General features: G+C 46.3%; 16 protein-coding genes. All 16 read left to right on the top strand.

Annotated features, from left to right (window positions below):
• The first annotated feature begins 7 nt into the window (after positions 1-7).
• The 16 genes from ACESZH_RS05110 to ACESZH_RS05035 all read left to right on the top strand — a co-directional run bounded on the left by ACESZH_RS05110 (position 8) and on the right by ACESZH_RS05035 (position 19,062).
• Positions 8-550, top strand: coding sequence for a DUF5697 family protein (locus ACESZH_RS05110; protein WP_373213584.1), 543 nt, complete (start codon positions 8-10; stop codon positions 548-550).
• The gene (locus ACESZH_RS05105) at positions 516-1,187 is read left to right on the top strand and encodes a DUF6100 family protein (protein WP_373213587.1); all 672 of its coding nucleotides are present in this window, start codon (positions 516-518) and stop codon (positions 1,185-1,187) included. Before ACESZH_RS05110 ends, ACESZH_RS05105 begins: the two co-directional genes overlap by 35 nt.
• Positions 1,126-1,827, top strand: coding sequence for a DUF6017 domain-containing protein (locus tag ACESZH_RS05100; RefSeq protein WP_373213589.1), 702 nt, complete (start codon positions 1,126-1,128; stop codon positions 1,825-1,827). The genes ACESZH_RS05105 and ACESZH_RS05100 overlap by 62 nt, the downstream gene beginning before the upstream one ends.
• Complete coding sequence (locus ACESZH_RS05095) at positions 1,796-3,733, top strand: VirD4-like conjugal transfer protein, CD1115 family (protein WP_373213592.1); 1,938 nt, start codon at positions 1,796-1,798, stop codon at positions 3,731-3,733. Before ACESZH_RS05100 ends, ACESZH_RS05095 begins: the two co-directional genes overlap by 32 nt.
• A gap of 2 nt (positions 3,734-3,735) precedes the next feature.
• Positions 3,736-4,044 (top strand): hypothetical protein, encoded by a 309-nt coding sequence (locus ACESZH_RS05090; protein WP_373213595.1) that lies wholly within the window; start codon positions 3,736-3,738, stop codon positions 4,042-4,044.
• A gap of 178 nt (positions 4,045-4,222) precedes the next feature.
• The gene (locus ACESZH_RS05085) at positions 4,223-4,984 is read left to right on the top strand and encodes a transcriptional regulator (RefSeq protein ID WP_373213597.1); all 762 of its coding nucleotides are present in this window, start codon (positions 4,223-4,225) and stop codon (positions 4,982-4,984) included.
• A complete protein-coding gene (locus ACESZH_RS05080; protein WP_373213599.1) occupies positions 4,971-5,933 on the top strand; it encodes a nucleotidyl transferase AbiEii/AbiGii toxin family protein in 963 nt (320 codons plus the stop codon). The genes ACESZH_RS05085 and ACESZH_RS05080 overlap by 14 nt, the downstream gene beginning before the upstream one ends.
• Positions 5,934-6,119: 186 nt before the next feature.
• On the top strand, positions 6,120-7,085 hold the full coding sequence (locus ACESZH_RS05075; protein WP_373213601.1) for an RNA-binding protein: 966 nt from the start codon (positions 6,120-6,122) through the stop codon (positions 7,083-7,085).
• A gap of 104 nt (positions 7,086-7,189) precedes the next feature.
• Complete coding sequence (locus ACESZH_RS05070) at positions 7,190-7,657, top strand: zinc-finger-containing protein (RefSeq protein ID WP_373213604.1); 468 nt, start codon at positions 7,190-7,192, stop codon at positions 7,655-7,657.
• A gap of 15 nt (positions 7,658-7,672) precedes the next feature.
• Complete coding sequence (locus ACESZH_RS05065; protein WP_373213607.1) at positions 7,673-8,329, top strand: hypothetical protein; 657 nt, start codon at positions 7,673-7,675, stop codon at positions 8,327-8,329.
• A 12-nt stretch (positions 8,330-8,341) separates the two neighbouring features.
• Complete coding sequence (locus tag ACESZH_RS05060; protein WP_373213609.1) at positions 8,342-9,025, top strand: hypothetical protein; 684 nt, start codon at positions 8,342-8,344, stop codon at positions 9,023-9,025.
• Complete coding sequence (locus tag ACESZH_RS05055; RefSeq protein WP_373213611.1) at positions 9,000-9,533, top strand: hypothetical protein; 534 nt, start codon at positions 9,000-9,002, stop codon at positions 9,531-9,533. Before ACESZH_RS05060 ends, ACESZH_RS05055 begins: the two co-directional genes overlap by 26 nt.
• Entirely contained in the window at positions 9,533-10,528 is a 996-nt protein-coding gene (locus ACESZH_RS05050; RefSeq protein ID WP_373213614.1) for a class C sortase, read from the top strand. The genes ACESZH_RS05055 and ACESZH_RS05050 overlap by 1 nt, the downstream gene beginning before the upstream one ends.
• Before the next feature lie 54 nt (positions 10,529-10,582).
• On the top strand, positions 10,583-12,445 hold the full coding sequence (locus ACESZH_RS05045; protein ID WP_373219863.1) for a SpaH/EbpB family LPXTG-anchored major pilin: 1,863 nt from the start codon (positions 10,583-10,585) through the stop codon (positions 12,443-12,445).
• A 5-nt stretch (positions 12,446-12,450) separates the two neighbouring features.
• Complete coding sequence (locus ACESZH_RS05040; RefSeq protein WP_373213618.1) at positions 12,451-13,314, top strand: class C sortase; 864 nt, start codon at positions 12,451-12,453, stop codon at positions 13,312-13,314.
• Positions 13,315-13,329: 15 nt separating this feature from the next.
• Complete coding sequence (locus ACESZH_RS05035; RefSeq protein ID WP_373213621.1) at positions 13,330-19,062, top strand: SpaA isopeptide-forming pilin-related protein; 5,733 nt, start codon at positions 13,330-13,332, stop codon at positions 19,060-19,062.
• Positions 19,063-19,105 lie beyond the last annotated feature (43 nt).

Raw genomic sequence — 19,105 nt, 5'->3', positions numbered from 1 at the left:
AAAACTAATGGAAAATAAACAGAGAGCCGTAGAACGAGAGGTAAAGGAATTGATCCAGAAATACAATGCGCTTTATAAAAGCCAGCTTTATGAATTCTTTGCAAAGGATGGCAGGGAGCAGTTTGTGGGGCGCGCGCTAAAGGCACTGGAAAAAGGACGGGATATCTATATCAACCAGGAACTGAAGCTGGCCGCTGTCAATGAGGAATCCTATGCGGCAAGGGAATATGGCACGCTGCAGAGCGTATGGGCGCTGCTTGGGATTATGGATCAGAAAAAAGTGGAACAACATTTTCTCGCCGCTAAGGAAGAGTATCCGGTGCGCATTGTATTTGTCGGGGATGGGGAGATTTATGATATCCTGTATGTTTCAGAAGCGGAGGTGGGGATCACAAATAGCCTGTTCGCAAGAAAGGGGATAGACAGCTGCGGCCATATCGTTGTGGTGGAAAATCCAGAGAGCATCCCGGAGATTCGGATTCCGGATGTAGTAGGTTTTTGCACGGTAAAGGAGGATGGAGAAGTCGAGTATTACCGCAAGGATGAGTGAGAATGATGTCCTTGGGAAGCTGAAAACCCAACTGGATGACGCACAGAAAACAGCAGGGCGGGTGGAGCAGCATCTGGCGGAAGCAAGAAGTATTCTGCTTGCGTACACAAGAAAAAATTCAAACCTGCAGTATACGAATTTCTGCGATATGGTTCTGGAATCCTCTAAAAATGCGGAAAAGCTTACGGAAAAACTTCGAAGGCTGACATTGGAAGTTACTCTGGACGCGCAGAAATATGAGGATTACAAATCGGATCTGGTATTGATACATGGGATTGATATTACCTTTGCGGATCGGATACTGAAAGTTTCTATGCCGGTTCTGGTTCCGCACCGGAAAGAGAGCTATACGGATTATCTGTATAAGCCTTTGCATACCGCTTGCCAGCACTGGTGCGTCAAGCAGGCGGAAATGGGAGGGGGAACACCGGAATATATGAAATGTACCGTATGTTTTGTACATGTTTATGACGAGACGCTGCCGCTTGGAAGAGTGCGGGACCACGATAATTATGAGGAAAAGCATGTGCTGGATGTACTGGCAAATTTTTTCCTGAAATCAGACGGCGGCCTTTATGTGGATATTCAGGACAATAGAAAAAGGCGGGCACCTGGTATCCAATGTCCTGTTCCTTGATCTGGATGTTGGCGTACTGGAGGCGCTTACCTATCCGGAAAACTTTGAAAACAGGGGACAGGGAGAAGTATGCAGGGGGTATCCCCGATTTAGGGGAGAGGTATCCCCGAAATCAGAGGGAGGTATCACTGAAATGGGGGATACCCTCCCATTGAAAACAGAGAGAGGTGTCACTCAAACCGGTGAGACAAATACAGAGAATAACTACAGAGAATACAACAGAGATTCCCACATCTTATCTTTTCCGGAAGTGGAAGAACGCATCAGGGAGCAGATTGACTATGATGTACTGAAATTTGACAATCCCTATGACGAACGGATTGATGAGATTTTTGGAATTATGGTTGACGTGATGACCTCAACTGCACAGGAGATCCGGGTGAACAAAGAGAATAAACCGGCTGCCGTGGTAAAGAGCCGGTTTGCAAAGCTGGGGAAACAGCATGTGGAATATGTTCTGCACTGTATGGATGAGAACCAGACAAAGGCGAGGAATATACGGGCGGTGCTTATTACGGCGCTCTATAATTCGCCAAGCACCATCAGCAGCTACTATGGGAACCTGTTTCAGTATCATCAGTCACAATGTCAGTCGCAGGATATGGAGTATGGAGAGGAGGAGAAAGACGGAAAAACTTAGAAAATGGGATTTATGGAAAAAACTGTTATTTGTGGCGGGAACGGTGGTTCTGGCTTTGTATGTGGGAGGATTTTTAACGACACTGTTTTTACAGTCAGAGGTTCAGCTAAATCCGGTCATCTGCATCCAAAACGGGGTAATGACATCTGCCGGGATCAAGTGGTCGGTAGCGGCAATCATCCTGTTTGTGGTTGTGGCGGTATTGATCGTCCTTCAGGGAAGGGAAAGCGGGGAGCAGGATGAACGGAATTTCCAGATATCGGACCAGGGGACATACGGAACTGCCGGATTCATGAAAAAGAATGAGCTTACAGAGATCCTTAAGACGGATAAAGATACCGGAAGCGTGGACGGGATCATTTTTGGGAAAGAGCTGGATACCGGAAATATCATCAGCCTGCCCGTAGATTCCAGACTGAACCGGAATATTGCAGTATGCGGATCCCAGGGTTCCATGAAATCCCGGGCCTTTGCAAGGGTTATGGCACTACAATGTGTAAGGCGTGGAGAGAGCATGTACATAACGGATCCAAAATCAGAACTGTACGAAGATCTGTGCGCCTACCTGAAAACGGAGGGGTATACGGTCAAGCAGCTGAACCTGATCCAGCTTACGCATTCTGATGCGTGGAATTGTCTGGCTGAGATCGATGAGGGAGAATTGATTGACGTTTTCTGTGATGTGGTTATCCGAAATACGACCGATAAATTCGATCACTTTTATGACAATGTGGAGATGGATCTGCTAAAGGCACTCTGCCTGTATGTATATGAGGAATATCCCCCAGAGCAGAAAACATTTCCGGAAGCGTACAAGCTCCTGCTGAACAAAAGTGTAGAGGCATTGGATTCCATTTTTGAGAGGCTGCCGGGAAACCATCCGGCAAAGGGGCCGTATCAGTTGTTTTCAAAGGCGGAAAAGGTGAAGGGAAACGCGGTGCTTGGACTTGGGACAAGGCTTCAGATTTTGCAGAATAAACTGGTACAGCAGATCACCAGCCACACAGATATTGATTTAACCTTGCCGGGGAGAGAGAAATGCGCATATTTTTGCATTACTTCCGACCAGGATTCCACGTATGACATGCTGGCAACGCTGTTTACGTCTTTTTTGAGCATCAAACTGGTACGGTTTGCGGACAGGACAGAAGAAAGACGGCTTCCGATCCCGATGAACTTTATCCTGGATGAATTTCCGAATATCGGGGTGGTGCCGGATTTTAAGAAAAAGCTGGCAACAGCGAGGTCGCGCTCCATCGGAATGAGCATCCTCTACCAGAACATTCCCCAGCTCCAGAACCGCTATCCGGATAACCAATGGGAAGAAATCCTTGGAGGGTGCGATTTTTCTATTTTCTTAGGCTGCAACGATATGACAACAGCCTCTTATTTCAGCGACCGTACCGGGGAGATCACGGTGTCCGTGTCTTCTATAAGGAAGAACTATTATACAATCCGGGCAACTGATTATGTACCGGAATATACGGAATCCACATCTGTTGGCAAGCGTCAGCTCCTGCTTCCGGATGAAGTTCTTAGATACCCCTTGGACCAGGGGCTGCTTATCATTCGGGGTCAGAAGGTGCTGCGGTTTCGGAAAATGGATTATACGGAGCATAGAGATGCAGGAAAGCTTCAGATGGAAAAGGTTGAGAACCATATCCCGGAGTGGTATCAAAAATGGGAGCAGGAAAAGGCGAGGTTTTGTGTGCAGGACTGTACTGAGCGGGAGAAAGAAAGCAGAAGAGACATGCAGTATCAGATGGAAATGGAAAGCATGGAACCTGGGGATGTGCTGGCAGCGGATACTGTTTTGCCAAGGAAGGAAAAGAAAGGAAGCAAAAAGAGCGGCAGGGCAGTCATGAAAGTAGAGGATCTGTTTTCTCCGCAGGAAGGGAGGGATTAGGCTTGCAGATACCCACAATTGACATAAGAGAAAATTCTCTGGTACGGTATGGGTTTCGTTATCTGCTGGAACGGGAGTTTGACCTATATGTTCATGAAGATGACATAGAGAAGCTGGAACTTGCAAAAACCTGTATTGAGATATACGAAACGGAGCAGGAATTTTTTGACAAGACCGGATGGAAAAGGGATAATCCGGAGATTTCGGAGTTTCAATATCTGCAGAATGAGCGGATCTGCCGCATGGTCAATGGAAAAGTGTGGTATTTTTCCAGAATCCGGTATGCGGACGGGATAAAAAAGATAATGTAGTCATATGTGAAGAAATATAATTGAGAAACTTACAACGATATGCTTTTTAAAAATTACACAATCTGCTTGAAATACGAATCACTATATGATAAAATCAAAATGAAAATTTTAAAAAATGCGCATAATGATGTAAATAGAAATCATATTATGAAATAATTAAAATGAACGGTGATATCGTATGAAACATTATGAAAAACTACTGGAAAAAGGATGCTTTAATCGAGACGAGCTGACGAAATTAATCGGAACAGAATCTGCGGCAAAAACGGTTATCTATTCATACCAGAAAAAAGGATATATTGAAAGAGTGAAACGGGATTTCTACGTGGTAATCAGCATGGAAACAAAGCAGCCTGTACTTTCAAGATACCAGATAGGATCTAATCTTTTCCCGGATGCATGCATATCACATCATAGTGCATTCGAAGCTTTTGGATACGGAAACCAGGTATTTTATGAGTGCTATGTAGCAACAAATAGCCGTTTTACCGACTTTGAGTATGATGGTGTGATTTATCACCGAGTGGAGAAAAAAAAGGATATTGATATCGTACATCAGGGAAAAATTCGGATGACTTCTATCGAACAGACTGTCATAGACAGCATCCGGGATTTCGAAAAAATAGCAGGACTGGAAGAAGTGGTTCGTTGCCTTATGCTGGTGCCGGGATTAAACGAAGAAAAATTAATTGCGTGCCTGAAACGGAATGAGAACGGATTTTTATATCAAAAATGTGGTTATATATTTGAAGAGTTAAAAAATGAAATTCGCTTGTCTGATAGATTTTTTGAGGAATGTCAGAGAAATTCATCAGGTGCGAAGCGGTATTTAATGAAAGCAGAAGGAGCGAACGTTTTTAATGAAAAATGGGGATTATATACACCGCTGTCATTAAAGGGACTGATAGATAAAGGAGTGAGCGATTATGATGCAGTTTGATAGAATGACACTGGGGCGAATGGCAAAAGAAATGGGCTTTGTACGGGATACACTTGAAAAGGTCTGTCGCCTTGCGGATGTGCTGAGATTTATTGAGGAAGACGACCTTCTGAATGATTCCGTTGCATTAAAAGGTGGTACAGCCATTAATCTGACTATTTTTGATTTGCCAAGACTTTCGGTAGATATTGATTTGGACTATTGTAAAAGTATCGAAAGAGATGCAATGTTGAAAGATAGAGAAAGCATTACAGCGCGAATCAGTAAATATATGATAGCGAACGGTTATACACTGAGTCCTAAATCAAAAAAATATCACGCACTGGATTCATTTGTTTATGAATACGTCAATGTCGGTGGAGTAAAGGATAATCTGAAAATAGAGATTAACTATATGCTTCGGTGTCATGTGCTTCCTGTGAAGAGACGGGAAATAAAACTTCCATGGAATCAAGAGAAACTCACAGTGCTTTCTGTTTCACCGCTTGAAATATTTGCATCAAAGACAGTGGCTTTACTTACGAGAACTGCATCCAGGGATTTGTATGATATTTATAACATGGTCAAATATGGGCTTTTTGATGAGAGCGAGACGGTTATGCTCCGTAAATGTGCTGTATTTTATAGCGCAATCGGGGCGGAAGAACCGCCCGTAAAGTTTGAACTGGATTATATTGGAAAGGTTTCAGCACAGCAAATCAAAAGGGATCTGTATCCGGTATTGCGGAAGGGTGAGAAATTTCAACTGGACATTGTACAAAATGAAGTGAGGGATTATTTAGCGCCCATATTGATACCGACACAGGAAGAAGAGCGTTTTTGGAGAGCATTTGCAGAGGGTAATTATTACCCCGAATGGATATTCGGACAAAGTTCTGAATTAAACAATGTGGCAAATCATCCGATGGCGCTATGGAAATGTAGAAAAAAGCAGGATAAGAGGGAATAAACTGCTAATCGGCATAATGCGAATAAATTGCGAATATTATGCAACTGAATTGCGATACGCATGATATTGACATCCGATTCTAACCATTATACAATGATATTCGTAAAAAGAAGGCACATGAGAACGGCTTTTTCGGGAAGCCGTTTTTTTGTGCCTTTTTTCACTAAAAAAGACTGGAGGGAAAACATGGAGGAAACAAAAAAAGTTTCTGGCGCTCCGGCGGCAGAAAGGGAAGCGCCCAGGGCGGCGCTTGACGGGGTGCTGACAATCGACGTGGATTCGCGCGTAGAAAGCATGGAGGAACAGGAGGATGCCAGATGGCATGCGCTTTTAAACGCACATCGTACCAGAAAAATACTGACCGGTGAGCTGGGCGGCGTAGAGAAGCTGGAGAGCGGCTGGGTTGTGGCGGTTACTTATTTTAACGGGTTTAGAATTATCATCCCGATGAATGAAATGATGATCAATTTAAGCGGTGACGGCCGGGAAAATGCGGATACCTTAAACCGGCAGACCAGGATCGCCAACAACATGCTGGGCTGCGAGATTGATTTTATCATCAAGGATCTGGATACAAAGACAAAAAGCGTGGTCGCTTCCAGAAAGGACGCCATGCTGAAGAAACGCCAGATGTTCTATTTTGCGGAAGAGGACGGGACACAGCCGATGCTCTATCCGGGACGTGTGGTGCAGGCAAGGGTGATCGCCGTAGCGGCAAAGGCAGTCCGGCTGGAGGTGTTCGGCGTGGAAGTGTCTGTGCGTGCCAGGGATATGGCGTGGGAATGGATGGTGGATGCAGCGGAGAAATTCCAGATCGGGGATCTGGTGCTGGTGACGGTCAATGAGATTCATGGGAAATCTGTGGATGAACTCACGGTATCTGTGGACGCGAAGAGCGCCACGGCAAATATCAACAAGGACAATCTGAAAAAATGCCATAGGCAGGGAAAATATGTGGGCACCATCACCGATGTTTATAAAGGAACCTATTTTATCCGTCTGGATATCGGGGTGAACGCGGTGGCCCATTCCTGCAATATGGCGAGCCTGCCGTCAAAGCGGGATAAGATTGGTTTTGTCGTTACCCGGATCAATGATAATTATGAGGTGGCGGAGGGAATCATCACCCGACTGATTAAGCGGAACCCCTGATAAAAAAATTTTAAAAATTTTCAAAATACTGTTGTCACAGAAAAATCAGATTGTTTAAAATTCAGGATACACACGCAGACCAATGGAAAGGAAGGGATGATGGGATGTCAAAAAAGAAAAAGAGCCACTTGAAGCCGATCGTCTGTCCCTATTGCGGACGCACTGCAAATTTGCGCCCGACTGCTTATGTATATGGGGATGACAATCTGGACCCGGAAGGATATTTATATGTATGCAGCGGATATCCCGGGCACTGCGATGCCTATGTGGGAGCGCACCGGAAAAGCATGCGTCCCAAAGGCACCCTGGCTGACGCGGCGCTGCGCAATAAGCGGATCAAAGCGCACAGGGCGCTGGATGCCATATGGAAACAGGGATATATGACGAGGCATGGAGCCTATATCTGGCTGCAGAACCGGCTGAATGTGCGGGAACGGGACATGCACATTGGCATGTTCTCGGATTACCTCTGCGGTGAGACGATCCGGGAATGTACGGAGTTTATGGAAATGCATCAGGAACTGGAGAAAGGAGGAAAAGGCATTGGAACCAGGACACAGATTACAGCGTAGAAAGGAAGGAATGCATTGCGGCTAAAGGCAACGAAAGATGACGTTTACAGACTGATGGACCGTCGCGAACAGTATTATATTGCAGTGGCGCTATGCAGTATTGCGGAGGGGATCTGCGCGTATCTGCTGGTCTACCAGAAACGGTGCTGGGATCTGGCGTACCTGTGTGGCGTACTCGCAGCGGCGATCGTACTGTTTATCCGGCAGGTACTGAAATCCGGCAGACGGATTATGGAAGCGGAAAGCTGCTATATGGAGCTGGAGGCGGATAGTCTGGCGGTCCGCCAGCCGGAAAAGAACGGGCATTATGAGTCCTGCCGCATTTTCTATGATGAGATCGACAAGATCGTGGAAGGCAGCAGGCGCGGCATACCGGAATTTTATGTGGTGCTTCGGGAAATAGAAGAGGGGCAGGAGAGTTTTATTCTGCTGGATGAGGAGGAACAGCGGCGCCGGATATTCTGTGTCCGTTCTTTTGGATTCGACCATAAGAAATTCATAGAATTTTACCGAAAGCTGAGATGGATGGTGCCAGGCAGGGTTCGTATCATCGGTACAAGGCATCAGAATGTCTGGAATATGAGAAAAGCGCATGCCGGCATCTGTGTGGCGTCCGGCATGGCTTTAGGTTACGTTATCCCTAAAATCATAGAGGTCATGAAATTGTTTTAGGAGGAAAAGCTTATGAAGTGGTATACAGCAATCGGAGTCAAAAATGACCGTGCGGATGGAAGATTTTCTGTCAGAAGCGCGGCAGAAGAAAAAATCCTGACGGGGATGGAAATTCAGATCTGGAGCGCCCTGCTGTGGGCTTTCTGTGAGGAAAAAGATATTTATGGACGGCTGAAAGGCCTGTTGCGTATTGCGTTTGGTGAGGAGGAAGCGCAGAAAAAGGCGGATGAGGGGGAATTTTGGTACTGCCTGCGCAGGCTGGAGGTAAGAGGGCTTATCGCGTCATGGGAAGGTGAGACTGTACAGGACGCGGCGGAAGGAATGATGCGCCGGGTTACGATGGTGCGCGCAAAATATACCAGGGCAGAACAGTGGCGGTTCTTTTTGAACAGCCTTATGATGGGCAAAGGGCTGCGGTTTTCCATGCGGGCATTTAGAAAGGCGCAGCTTACCGAGAAAGAGGAGGGCCTGCTTCATCGACTGGAAGCGGATGGAAGGATCGCAAGCCATTTAAAGGAACTGGAGGATAAAGCAAAGCAGGTGGCAGTCCTTGTAGACGGCGGTGATACAAAATTTCCCCAAAGTGTACAGCGGGAGTTTCTTGCGGATGTGATCGCTCTCTATGGAAGGAAGCAGCTGATGATTGAAAGCATTCGAAAGGAGGAGTATTTTGATGCGAGTGAAGGATGCGCATGACGCGCCGCAGCTGCCGGCATGCATCCGAAAGAAGAAGTGGGACAGCTGTAATATACCGGGAATCTTTACGGACAGGATACTGAAACTGGGTATCCTGTCTTTTTCTATCCTTTTTCTTGGCAGCTTCATGGGGATACAGATGGAAAGTCCGGGTTTTATCTTCTGGTCTGTGGTATTAGGCGTGGAGATATTTGTTCAGGCGCTCTGGCTGCTGCATACCGCCCGGACGGGCGGCTATGAGGTTGTGGAGGGAATGGTTTTGGAAATTACTGCAAGATCCCCGTTCAAAAAATTCCAAAAGATAAAGATCGGTTTTGCGGATGGAGCGGAAACAGACTTGCTGCTGGAAAAAAATATCCATATGGAACAGGGAAGCCGGTACCGGTTTTATTTCAGACGCAGGCAGGATGTGCTGTCTGGGATCAAAGCAGTAGACGCAGCATTGAGCACCGGTTCTTTCTATGGACTGGAAGAGATCGGTAAGGGGAGGGGTGATGGAAAGATGTGATGAAAAGAATAAAAACGGTCATTGGAATCCTGATTTTGGTTATGGGTATTTCCATTTTCCTTTATCCAAATTACAGGGAGTGGAAAAACCGGAGAGAAATCAACAGGATCACAGAAGGCTTCCAAAACGATGATACGTTTGACAGCGTACATCAGGAGGCGGAAAGAAAAGTAAGTACGGATGAGGAGAAAGAAACAGCAAAAGAGAAAACAACGCAGGACAGTAAATCGGAATCTAAGTCTGGTTCTTCTGAACTTTTTGCGGCACTGCAGGAATACAATGCCCGTCTGATTACGGACGGACAGGACATCACAGACGCCTGGAACTTCAGGCAGGCGCCGGTGGATGTAGCTGCTTTGAATCATGGCTCCAGTGCGGTGGGGTATATTGAAATTCCTGAGATTTCCGTGTCGCTTCCGCTTTATATCGGGGCAACGGAATCAAATATGAGCAATGGCGCAGTTGTTTTAACAGAAACAAGCATGCCGGTTGGGGGAGACAGTACAAACTGTGTGATCGCTGCCCACAGGGGATGGGGCGGAAGTCCATATTTCCGGGATATTGACCAGCTGAAAGTCGGTTCAAAAATCTATATTCATAATCTCTGGGAAGATCTTGCCTACCAGGTTACCGGCACAGAGATCATCCCTGCTACAGAATGCGGCATCCTGCGTATCCGGCAGGGGAAGGATATGGTGACATTGTTTTCCTGTTATCCGTACATGTCACCCGGGACAAAGTACCGGTTAGTGATCTATTGCGAACGTGAAAAGAACAAAGATACAGATGAGCAGATATTGGATACGCAATATCAGAAAGGAACTGCAGTGAAGGAGCTTGCTGAAAAAGAACTGGCTGAAAAAGGGATTGTCATTGAGGAGAGCTTTACGGAAGAGGTTTCCAGAAAGGAAGACCTGATCCGGGTGCTCCTCCCGGCAGCATGCATTCTGATCACGCTTGTTGTCAGCCTGCTTCGTTTTAAGAAAAGAAGGTAACAGCCGTATTCCCAGAAATAAAATTAATAATATCCTGAAAGGAGCTTTCATCTTATGAGAAAATTTATTATGAATTTAAGCGCAATGATGCTTTCCGCTGTCTGTGCGGCTTCCTGTTTGATGCCGGTACTGGCGGCACCAAATGATATCATTGATACGTCAAGAAGCGCATCTGTCACAATCCATAAATATGACATGACAGCGGCTACAAATGACGGCATTGATATCTATCAGTATACCGCGAACGGAAAAAAGGATGCCGGGGCAGAATCCACTTTGAAGGACTATGTGATTGAAGGGGTGGAATTCACCTATGTGAAAGTTGGTGATATCCATACAGAGAGCGTGAACGGAAACGTAAAACTTCTGTATGATATTCCCTCGGCGCTGGAAGCAGCCCTGAACCTGGCGGATTCCAGAGGGGATCATAAGCATACATCGGATGAACTGAATAAATCTCTTTCCGATACCCTTACCGATAACACGGCCGGGAAGAATATTCTGGAAAATTATATTGTATCAGCGAGCGGTTCCACACGTATGCCGCTCACCAAAGCGGATGGGACAACTTCCGCAACCGGACTTTCGGTAGGTCTTTACATGTTCGTTGAAACAAAGGTTCCGGCAAATGTACATACGACTGTGGATCCGTTTTTTGTTTCCCTGCCGATGACAGATAATGAAGGGGATGACTGGTTTTATGATGTGGATGTGTACCCGAAGAATCAGACGAACATCCCGGATCTGGATAAGCTGGTAAGACAGCATGACGATGCGGCACTGTATGGAAAGGCGGAATATGCGGACATTGCAACAGGTTCCGAGGGGGATGTGATGGATTACATTTTTGTCAGCCATCTGCCGAAGATCACATCGGAATCCACTTACCTGACACAGTATACTTTTGTGGATAAGCTTGATAAGGGCCTCACTTATAACAAAGACGCAGCGATCTATTTCTATAACAATGAGGCGGATGCAAGAGCAAACAACACAGCAAATGCCATCAAATCATGGGCACATGGAAGCACTGCTTTTGAAGAAACTTACATGGGGAGCAACAGCGATTATAACCAGATGACCGTTTCTCCAACAAAAGAAGGATTAAAAGAAATTGATCCGTCACTTTCCCAGTGCTGGCTGGTCGTTTCTTATTCTGCAACCGTAAATTCTGATGCAACACCGGTTCTAGGAGACGCGGGCAATACGAATGACGTAACGCTTACCTGGAAACGGACAAGCATGGATTACCTTGACACGCTGGAGGATCGCTGCCGTGTTTACACCTTCGGTCTGAATATCAAGAAAGAATTTACGGATTCCAAAACAAAGGGAGATCCCACAAAGGTTCAGTTTGTACTGAAAAATGAAACTGACGGACACTATATCATCGCAAAGAAGGCAGAGGAAGGCCTGTACTATGTAACAGACGCATCCAAAGGAGTAAAAGAAGAGGAAGGTACGGTATTCAGCCCGGATGGCAATGGAAAACTGATCATCAATGGACTGGAAGCGAATACCTATGTGCTGACAGAAACACATACGTCTTCCGGATATTCACTTTTGAAAGAGCCGATCACGATTGATATTAAATGCACGGTAGATAATTTCACACCTTCACAGACCACGCACTATGATATCAAGGACATTACAGGAAACGCGCATAAGAAGATGATTGAGGCTGCAGGAGAGCGGGCAAGCGCCACTGTGGATGGAAAAAATACAGCCATGAGCGTAGATGCAGTGAAAAATGTGAATTCAACCAATGCGCGTGTAGATATGACGGTTGTAAATACATCCACCTTTGAGCTGCCGCAGACAGGTGGATACGGCACCATCCTCTTTACACTTGCAGGCTGTGCGGTGGCATTTGCAGGTGTGCTTGTGCTCGGTAAAAAATCCAAGAAAGAGGTATGAGCCTTATGAGAAAACGGGGCATCGCAAAATTTCTGCTGGTGCTCCTGCTTTTTCTGGTCTCCTTTGCGTTGATCCTGTATCCATTCATCGCAAACTATGTGTTTGAACACCGGACGGATTCTCTGGTTCATTCGGTAGAGGAGATGGCGGAGGAAATCGATGATTCAAAAAGGCAGCCGCAGCTTAGCCTTGCCAGACAATACAATGAAATCATTGCAAGCGGACATATCCAGCTTAAGGATCCCTTCGCCGCGGAAACAGGCGATAGCTCTTCAGATAATTATGATTCCCTGCTGTGTATGACGGAGGATGGCGTGATGGGATTTATCAGGATTCCATCAATTGAAGTGTCCCTGCCGGTATATCATGGAACGTCTGAGCAGACGCTGGAGGCAGGAGCGGGACATCTGCAGGGAACATCCCTTCCCATAGGCGGTCCCAGTACGCATAGTGTGATCACAGGGCATACAGGGCTTAGCAGCGCGAAATTATTTACAGACCTTGTAGAACTGAAAGAAGGAGATATTTTTATTCTGAGTATCTATGGGGAAAAGCTGGTCTATGAAGTAGACCAGATTAAAACAGTACGGCCGTTTGAACTGGATGAGCTTGCCGTTACGCCGGGGGAAGATTACTGCACCTTAGTAACCTGTACGCCTTATGGAGTAAATACCCACAGGCTTCTGGTAAGGGGACGGCGGACCGCAGATATGGAGGACTCTTATCATGAGGAACTGTTCAGGGCGAAAGCAGTGGAGTCAAAATGGATGCAGGAGTACAAAAGAGATGTCCTGGTTAGTTTGGGACTGTTTGCAGCAGGAATCGTCCTGCTTACCGGAATCAGGTTTATCCATAAACGCCGAAAATAAAGGGGGAATATTCAAATGAGGTTTAATGTCAGCAAGATAACTTCCGTCACACTTCTGGCTTCTATGATGCTGTCAGCAGTATCACCGCCAGCTCTGCCAGTCATGGCACATGGAAGTGAAACAGAAATAAGCGGGATGGCTGCTGTGGAGACAGAAGCAGTTGAAACGGAAACAGCAGAGGAAGCATACAGGATGGCAGTGCCGGAATCGGAAAGCCAGACAGATACAGAAACGGCAGAAAGTGCCATGCCGCCGGAAAAAGTGACAGAGCAAGCTGAAACGGAAACAGCAGCAGATGGACCGCATCTGACGGAATCCGATCAGCCGGAAACAGTAAATGCAGAAACACCGCAGGCACCTGAAACAAAACCTGATGAAAAAAAGGAAACCATAAAACAGGAAGAGGCAGCTGAGGAACAGACAGAGAAGAAAGAATCTGAGAGTTTTGCAGAACCAAAAGAGGAAACCAAAGTGGAGGAAGAGGTAAAGGTAACACTTGAACTGGAAGCTTCTGAACCCACCGCAGAATGCCCGGATCCGGAGCAGGCAGGTCTTTTGCAGAAGCTGAAAGTATCTGCCGAAAATCCAACGGAAGATGACGCAGAACTGCGACTTTATTTCTGGGATTACAGCGGCAAGGAAACGGATGGGAAAAAGATACCGGATGAAGTGCTGACAGAAGCATGCGGGGATGTGGAGTTTCCATCCTGTGAAGATAACAACTGTTTCCAGGTTTTGCTGACGGGGGAAAACGGCAGTGAGGCATATGGAGCATTCTATCTGCGGGAGGATAGGGAAGAAGAACAGCTTATGGCAAGATATCTTGAAGTGGACCTTCCCGCAGGATATGCCTTCACAGATTCGTTTCCGGTGCTCAATGACCTGGCAGAAACGGTGGTAGTAAGTGCGGACATTTCTTCGGAAGGTGCGGATATCCGGCTGGATAAATGTGCCATCACATGGAGGGAAAAAGCAAAGGAACCAGAGGAAGAGGCAAAAGAGCAGGAAACGGTTCCTAAGCAGCAGGAAACAGAATCGCAGGAAACTGAGATTCGGGAAACAGATACGGAGTCAGAAACCAATCGGGAATCAGAACCGGCAGAAGAAACAGCCACTTCTGAGAAAGAACCAGATGAAACGAAGCAGGAAGATCAGGAGAAAGATGCTTTTTCGGAAATCATTCCGGGACATCTGAATGCAGAGGATTTTGCATCCAAAAGGCTTCTGGTAATGGCAAAGGATGAAAAGAAGATACTGGAATCTGATTCTGTGATCGGCAGTTACGATGACATTTATCTGATCGAATATGAGACGGTAGAAAGGTGTATGGCAGCATACGTCTATTACAAAGGTGTTGCCGACGCGGTAGAGCCGGATGTATTTATGGAGATTGCATCTGACGCATCCGCCGAGGAAACGGAAGAGATTTCTGTGGAAAAGGAAAATAATCCGGTAACAGCGCTCTCCAATATGGAGGGCGCTTCTTTTCTGCCGGATGGAAAAACAAGGGTGATCGCACTTCTGGATACAGGCGCTTCCGCATCCGGAAATGTGATTGCCAGGGTATCCCTGATCGATGATGCCCTGGAAGGGCATTCACATGGAAACGCTATGGTGTCCGCGATCACAGGACAGAATCCGGATGCGAAGATCCTGTCGGTAAGAGTAATGGGAAATAATGGACGGGGTACTGTATCCGCCATTGTCGCAGGCATGGAGTATGCTATGGAACATGGCGCATCCATCATTAACTTGTCCCTGTCATCGAAAAAGAACCTGATGAATGCGGTACTGGAAGCCGAAATCCAGAAGGCAGCTTCGATGGGGATCCTTGTAGTTGGCGCTGCGGGAAACAATGGTGCTGATGTCATGGATTATATGCCGAGTTCCGTAGAGGAAGCATATATCATCGGTGCCTGTAATGGGAATGGTGTCCGTATTTCTTCTTCAAACTATGGAACAACGGTGGATTACAACGTGACTGCCGGCACTACGTCGGAAGCTGCCGCAAAATTCAGCGGCTGTGTTTCCAAGGCAGGAGTCGACGCGGTCAGGGTAAACGAAGGAATTGTGTATGCGACAGACTATGTGGCTGTGGCTCCGGATGAGGAAGAAACCGAAAGCCCGGAAACAGAGGATGACAGTTTCACAAAAGAGGAACTTAATGACATGGCCGGTGAGGAGGAAGATGGGAAGTACCCGGGAAAAGGTTCCTCCATTTCCCAGTCCCATAAAATCTGGACCAGAGATACCGGATATGGCTTTGCCGCTTACAATCCATACCATGAGGATGAAAATGTATCTGTAGCCTGTGTCAGTGAGATTCCGGAGCATGCTGGAAAAAATGGGGAAAAGGTCCAGGCAGAATATACCTGTTCCCTCAAAGACGATGAGAATTACAGGTGGAACCTGTTTGTGACTTTTGAATATACGGAGGACAGGAGCCTTGTAACAGAGGGTTCTTCCATGCTGGAGCAGCTGATGCCGTCAGTGGTAAACCAGGAAAGGAATGCAGGGTATGGCGGCATTGTTCCGGAGTATATGGGAGCGACTGTGGATGGCAGGGAATTTACAGTTTTGAAGGATGACGGAGATTTTGATGTGTACGGCCTTCTGATCGACTACAATCCGGAGACTTTTAAAGTGAACAACCTTGCGGATGACGGAGGTTTTGATGTCACCAGGCCGGGTACTTACACCGTTACCTATGAAATGTCATATTTCCTTTATCCGGATTATACCTGGTATGTTGCCAACAAAGTAAACGTTGTGGAAAGAGAAAGCCTTGAGCCAGGTATTTATCTGACTTCTTCAGAATCAACGCTCATGTTCCGGAAGGATACGGACAGCCATTACAGCGGCTATGGGGATCTGGTAAAGATGGAATCTCCTGATGAAATATTTACCATCACCTGCATTGATCCGGATTATGAAGTGGATTTTTCATCCTCTTCTGAACAGGTAACAGGTGATATCTGCAAGCTGACAGATAATGAGGATGGTACAAAGAACCTGACCGTATCTGTTCCGGAGGAATTGACAGAAGCAGTGATCTTATCCATGTACCGTCCGGGATATCAGTCCGCAAAGTTCTTTACAGGCGGAGGCTGGGCAGACGGAGAGGAATTCAATATTGAAGAGTTCGCGGTGGACCAGCTGTCAGATACAGATATGGAGCATCTGGAAGATACCGTTCTTGGGAAGGTAGATGAAGAGGATGACGAATATATGGAAATCGCAGCAACCTGGACGACCGTTGAAAGCAAAAACATCAGCGGGCGTGTCACAACCGGTTCCGCAAATACCACGAATAATTCCTGGGTGTCAGGAAGAGTGGGAGGCTGCAATACCGGTACCGCGCAGGTTTCTGAGAAACGTGACGCAATAGGCGCATGGATCACAGAAAAGGGATATGACATTGATTCCAAGGATCTGACAAATTTCAATATCAGCTGTTCCAGCGGCCATGATTACCTCGGACTCTGGCCCAATAGTTCTTATGGCGCGACGTTTCAGTGCTACATCCAGAAAAAAGGTGATGATTACCGATTAAGGATTACCTGCAGCCTGCATCCGGGCAGCGACAGTCACGGAAACTATCAGAACTTTTATGGTTCAAAGACATACACATCCCTCACGAACGGGGCAAGATTAAGAGTCTATAAACGTTTTGCATATCCTGAGTTTATGGATATAAACCCAAACAAATATGGTTATCTGAAGACAACCTTTGCGATTTATCCGGCATCCGCTTATAATCCGGTTACAAAAATGATCGATACGACGGTGACTCCGGAAGGTACGATTGTCCTGAATGATAAAGAGGATGATACCGTTTACGGAGATTCTGATATTCTGGATCCCGGAACCTATTATGTTGTGGAAACCAGACGTATTGCAGGGTGTACCCAGAATACAGACATTTATGGACCGGTAGTCATTTCGGAGTCTGACAGCGGTGTAGTGAAACTTCATGAAAAGGTGAATAATGCGGACTATGCCTCCATGGCAGCGAACAACTGGATCTATAACTATCCGATGTATTTTAATGGAAAGATCCTGACGAAAACAGATGATTCCGGATTACCGGTAGAGGGGGCGATTTATAAAGTTGAGTACAGTATTGAAACAAGTGCGGACGCATTCTCTCCAACAAGGACCTGGTATTTTAAAACAGATGCAAACGGAATCCTGTCTTATGATCATGCGCATTATGTATCATCCTTTACTTATAACGGAAAGACCTATCAGAGTGACGCAATAATTGAAAATTCCAGCAAGACAGTAGCTATGCTGCCATTTGGTTTTGTGCGTATGAAGGAGATTATGCCGCCTTCTGATATTTATGATGTAGACCCGAATACGTATACCATTGAATTGGTTGCGCAGAAAGATGCCGCCGGGGCATATACGATACGCAAACTTGCCGTAAAGGGGAATATTCCCACTTCTGTTGACAAACTGCGCTATTGGAAGCTGACTGTTGAAAAAGCATCAAAGGCAAGTTCGGAGGTACTGGGGCTGAAATCATATAGTCTTGCGGGTGCCACATTCGCTGTATTTTCCGACCAGGCGTGTACAAAACTTGTGCAGCTTTATTCCGATGAAAAGCTGACGGCAAAGGTAGCGGACAACGTCTTCCGGACGGATGATTCCGGGAAATGCCCGTTTTACTATCTGAAGGCAGGCTCCGGATCCGCGGCTTATTATGTCAAAGAGCTGACTGCCCCGGAAGGACATCAGCTTGCTGGCAGCCCTGTACCGGTGAACGTCACAATGCCGGATGATGCATTGAAACTGAAAACAGCTTCCTTTACAGAGGGATTTAGCGAACCGTATGATTTTATGGAGCTTGATGCCCTGGTAGAAAAACTTTCCATGCATGGAAATCCTATACAGGGAGTTGTCTTTAAGGTCTGCTATTACGATGATTCCTCTGCAAATGCGGGACAACTGAAAAAGACCTGGTACCTGGTATCCGATGAACAGGGAAAGGTTTATATGGATCAGCAGCATCTGTATGATGGGGACGCATCTATGAAAAGTGATTCTTTTTATACGGATCCTTCATCCGGAAAGATCATCCTTCCAATCGGCGGCTATGTAACCATGCAGGAGATGAAAGCACCGGCGCAATACCAGATCGATGATACAGTTCATGGATTTACAACAAAAAAACAAATGGTGACGGTGAAAAGGCTGTACAATGACCTGGTTCCGGGAAAAATCCGTCTTAAGAAATATGACAAAACCGGGGCAAAGCCCCTGGCAGGAGTCCAGTTTGAACTAAAATTTGTGAAAGCAGCGGAGACAGATACGGAACTGGCAAGTGCATATACCAGACTGCTGAAGGAAGGGGAAACAAAGATCCTGACAACGGATAAAAACGGAGAGATTGCATTTGATAATCTTGCCCAGGGAACTTATGAGATCACGGAGGTGAAAACAGCACCCGGCCAGACATTGCTAAAAGATAAGATCACCGTTGAGCTGCCAATCACCATGACCAAAGAAGAAGCGAATAAATACGGAAACGTGGATTTCACAAGCGCAAAGGAAGACGCTGGATATACAAATAAGTGGTTCTTCTATGACTGCCTGTATGAGATTACCAATGAACCACAGTTCCGCCTTCCGCAGACAGGCGGATTTGGAGGCTGGAAGTATGGGTTTATCGGTGTTGCTATAACGTTTCTGGCAGGAGGAATCCTGATATTTGGTAGAAAAAGGAAAAAGATGGCTGTTTAGACGCAGAGAGAGAAATTCTGTATAAAAGTATTGCAGCTTTGAA

The sequence above is a fragment of the Ruminococcus sp. 5_1_39BFAA genome (assembly GCF_964240875.1).
Lineage (GTDB): Bacteria > Bacillota > Clostridia > Lachnospirales > Lachnospiraceae > Blautia_A.
This window is presented reverse-complemented; position numbering and strand designations above follow the sequence as displayed.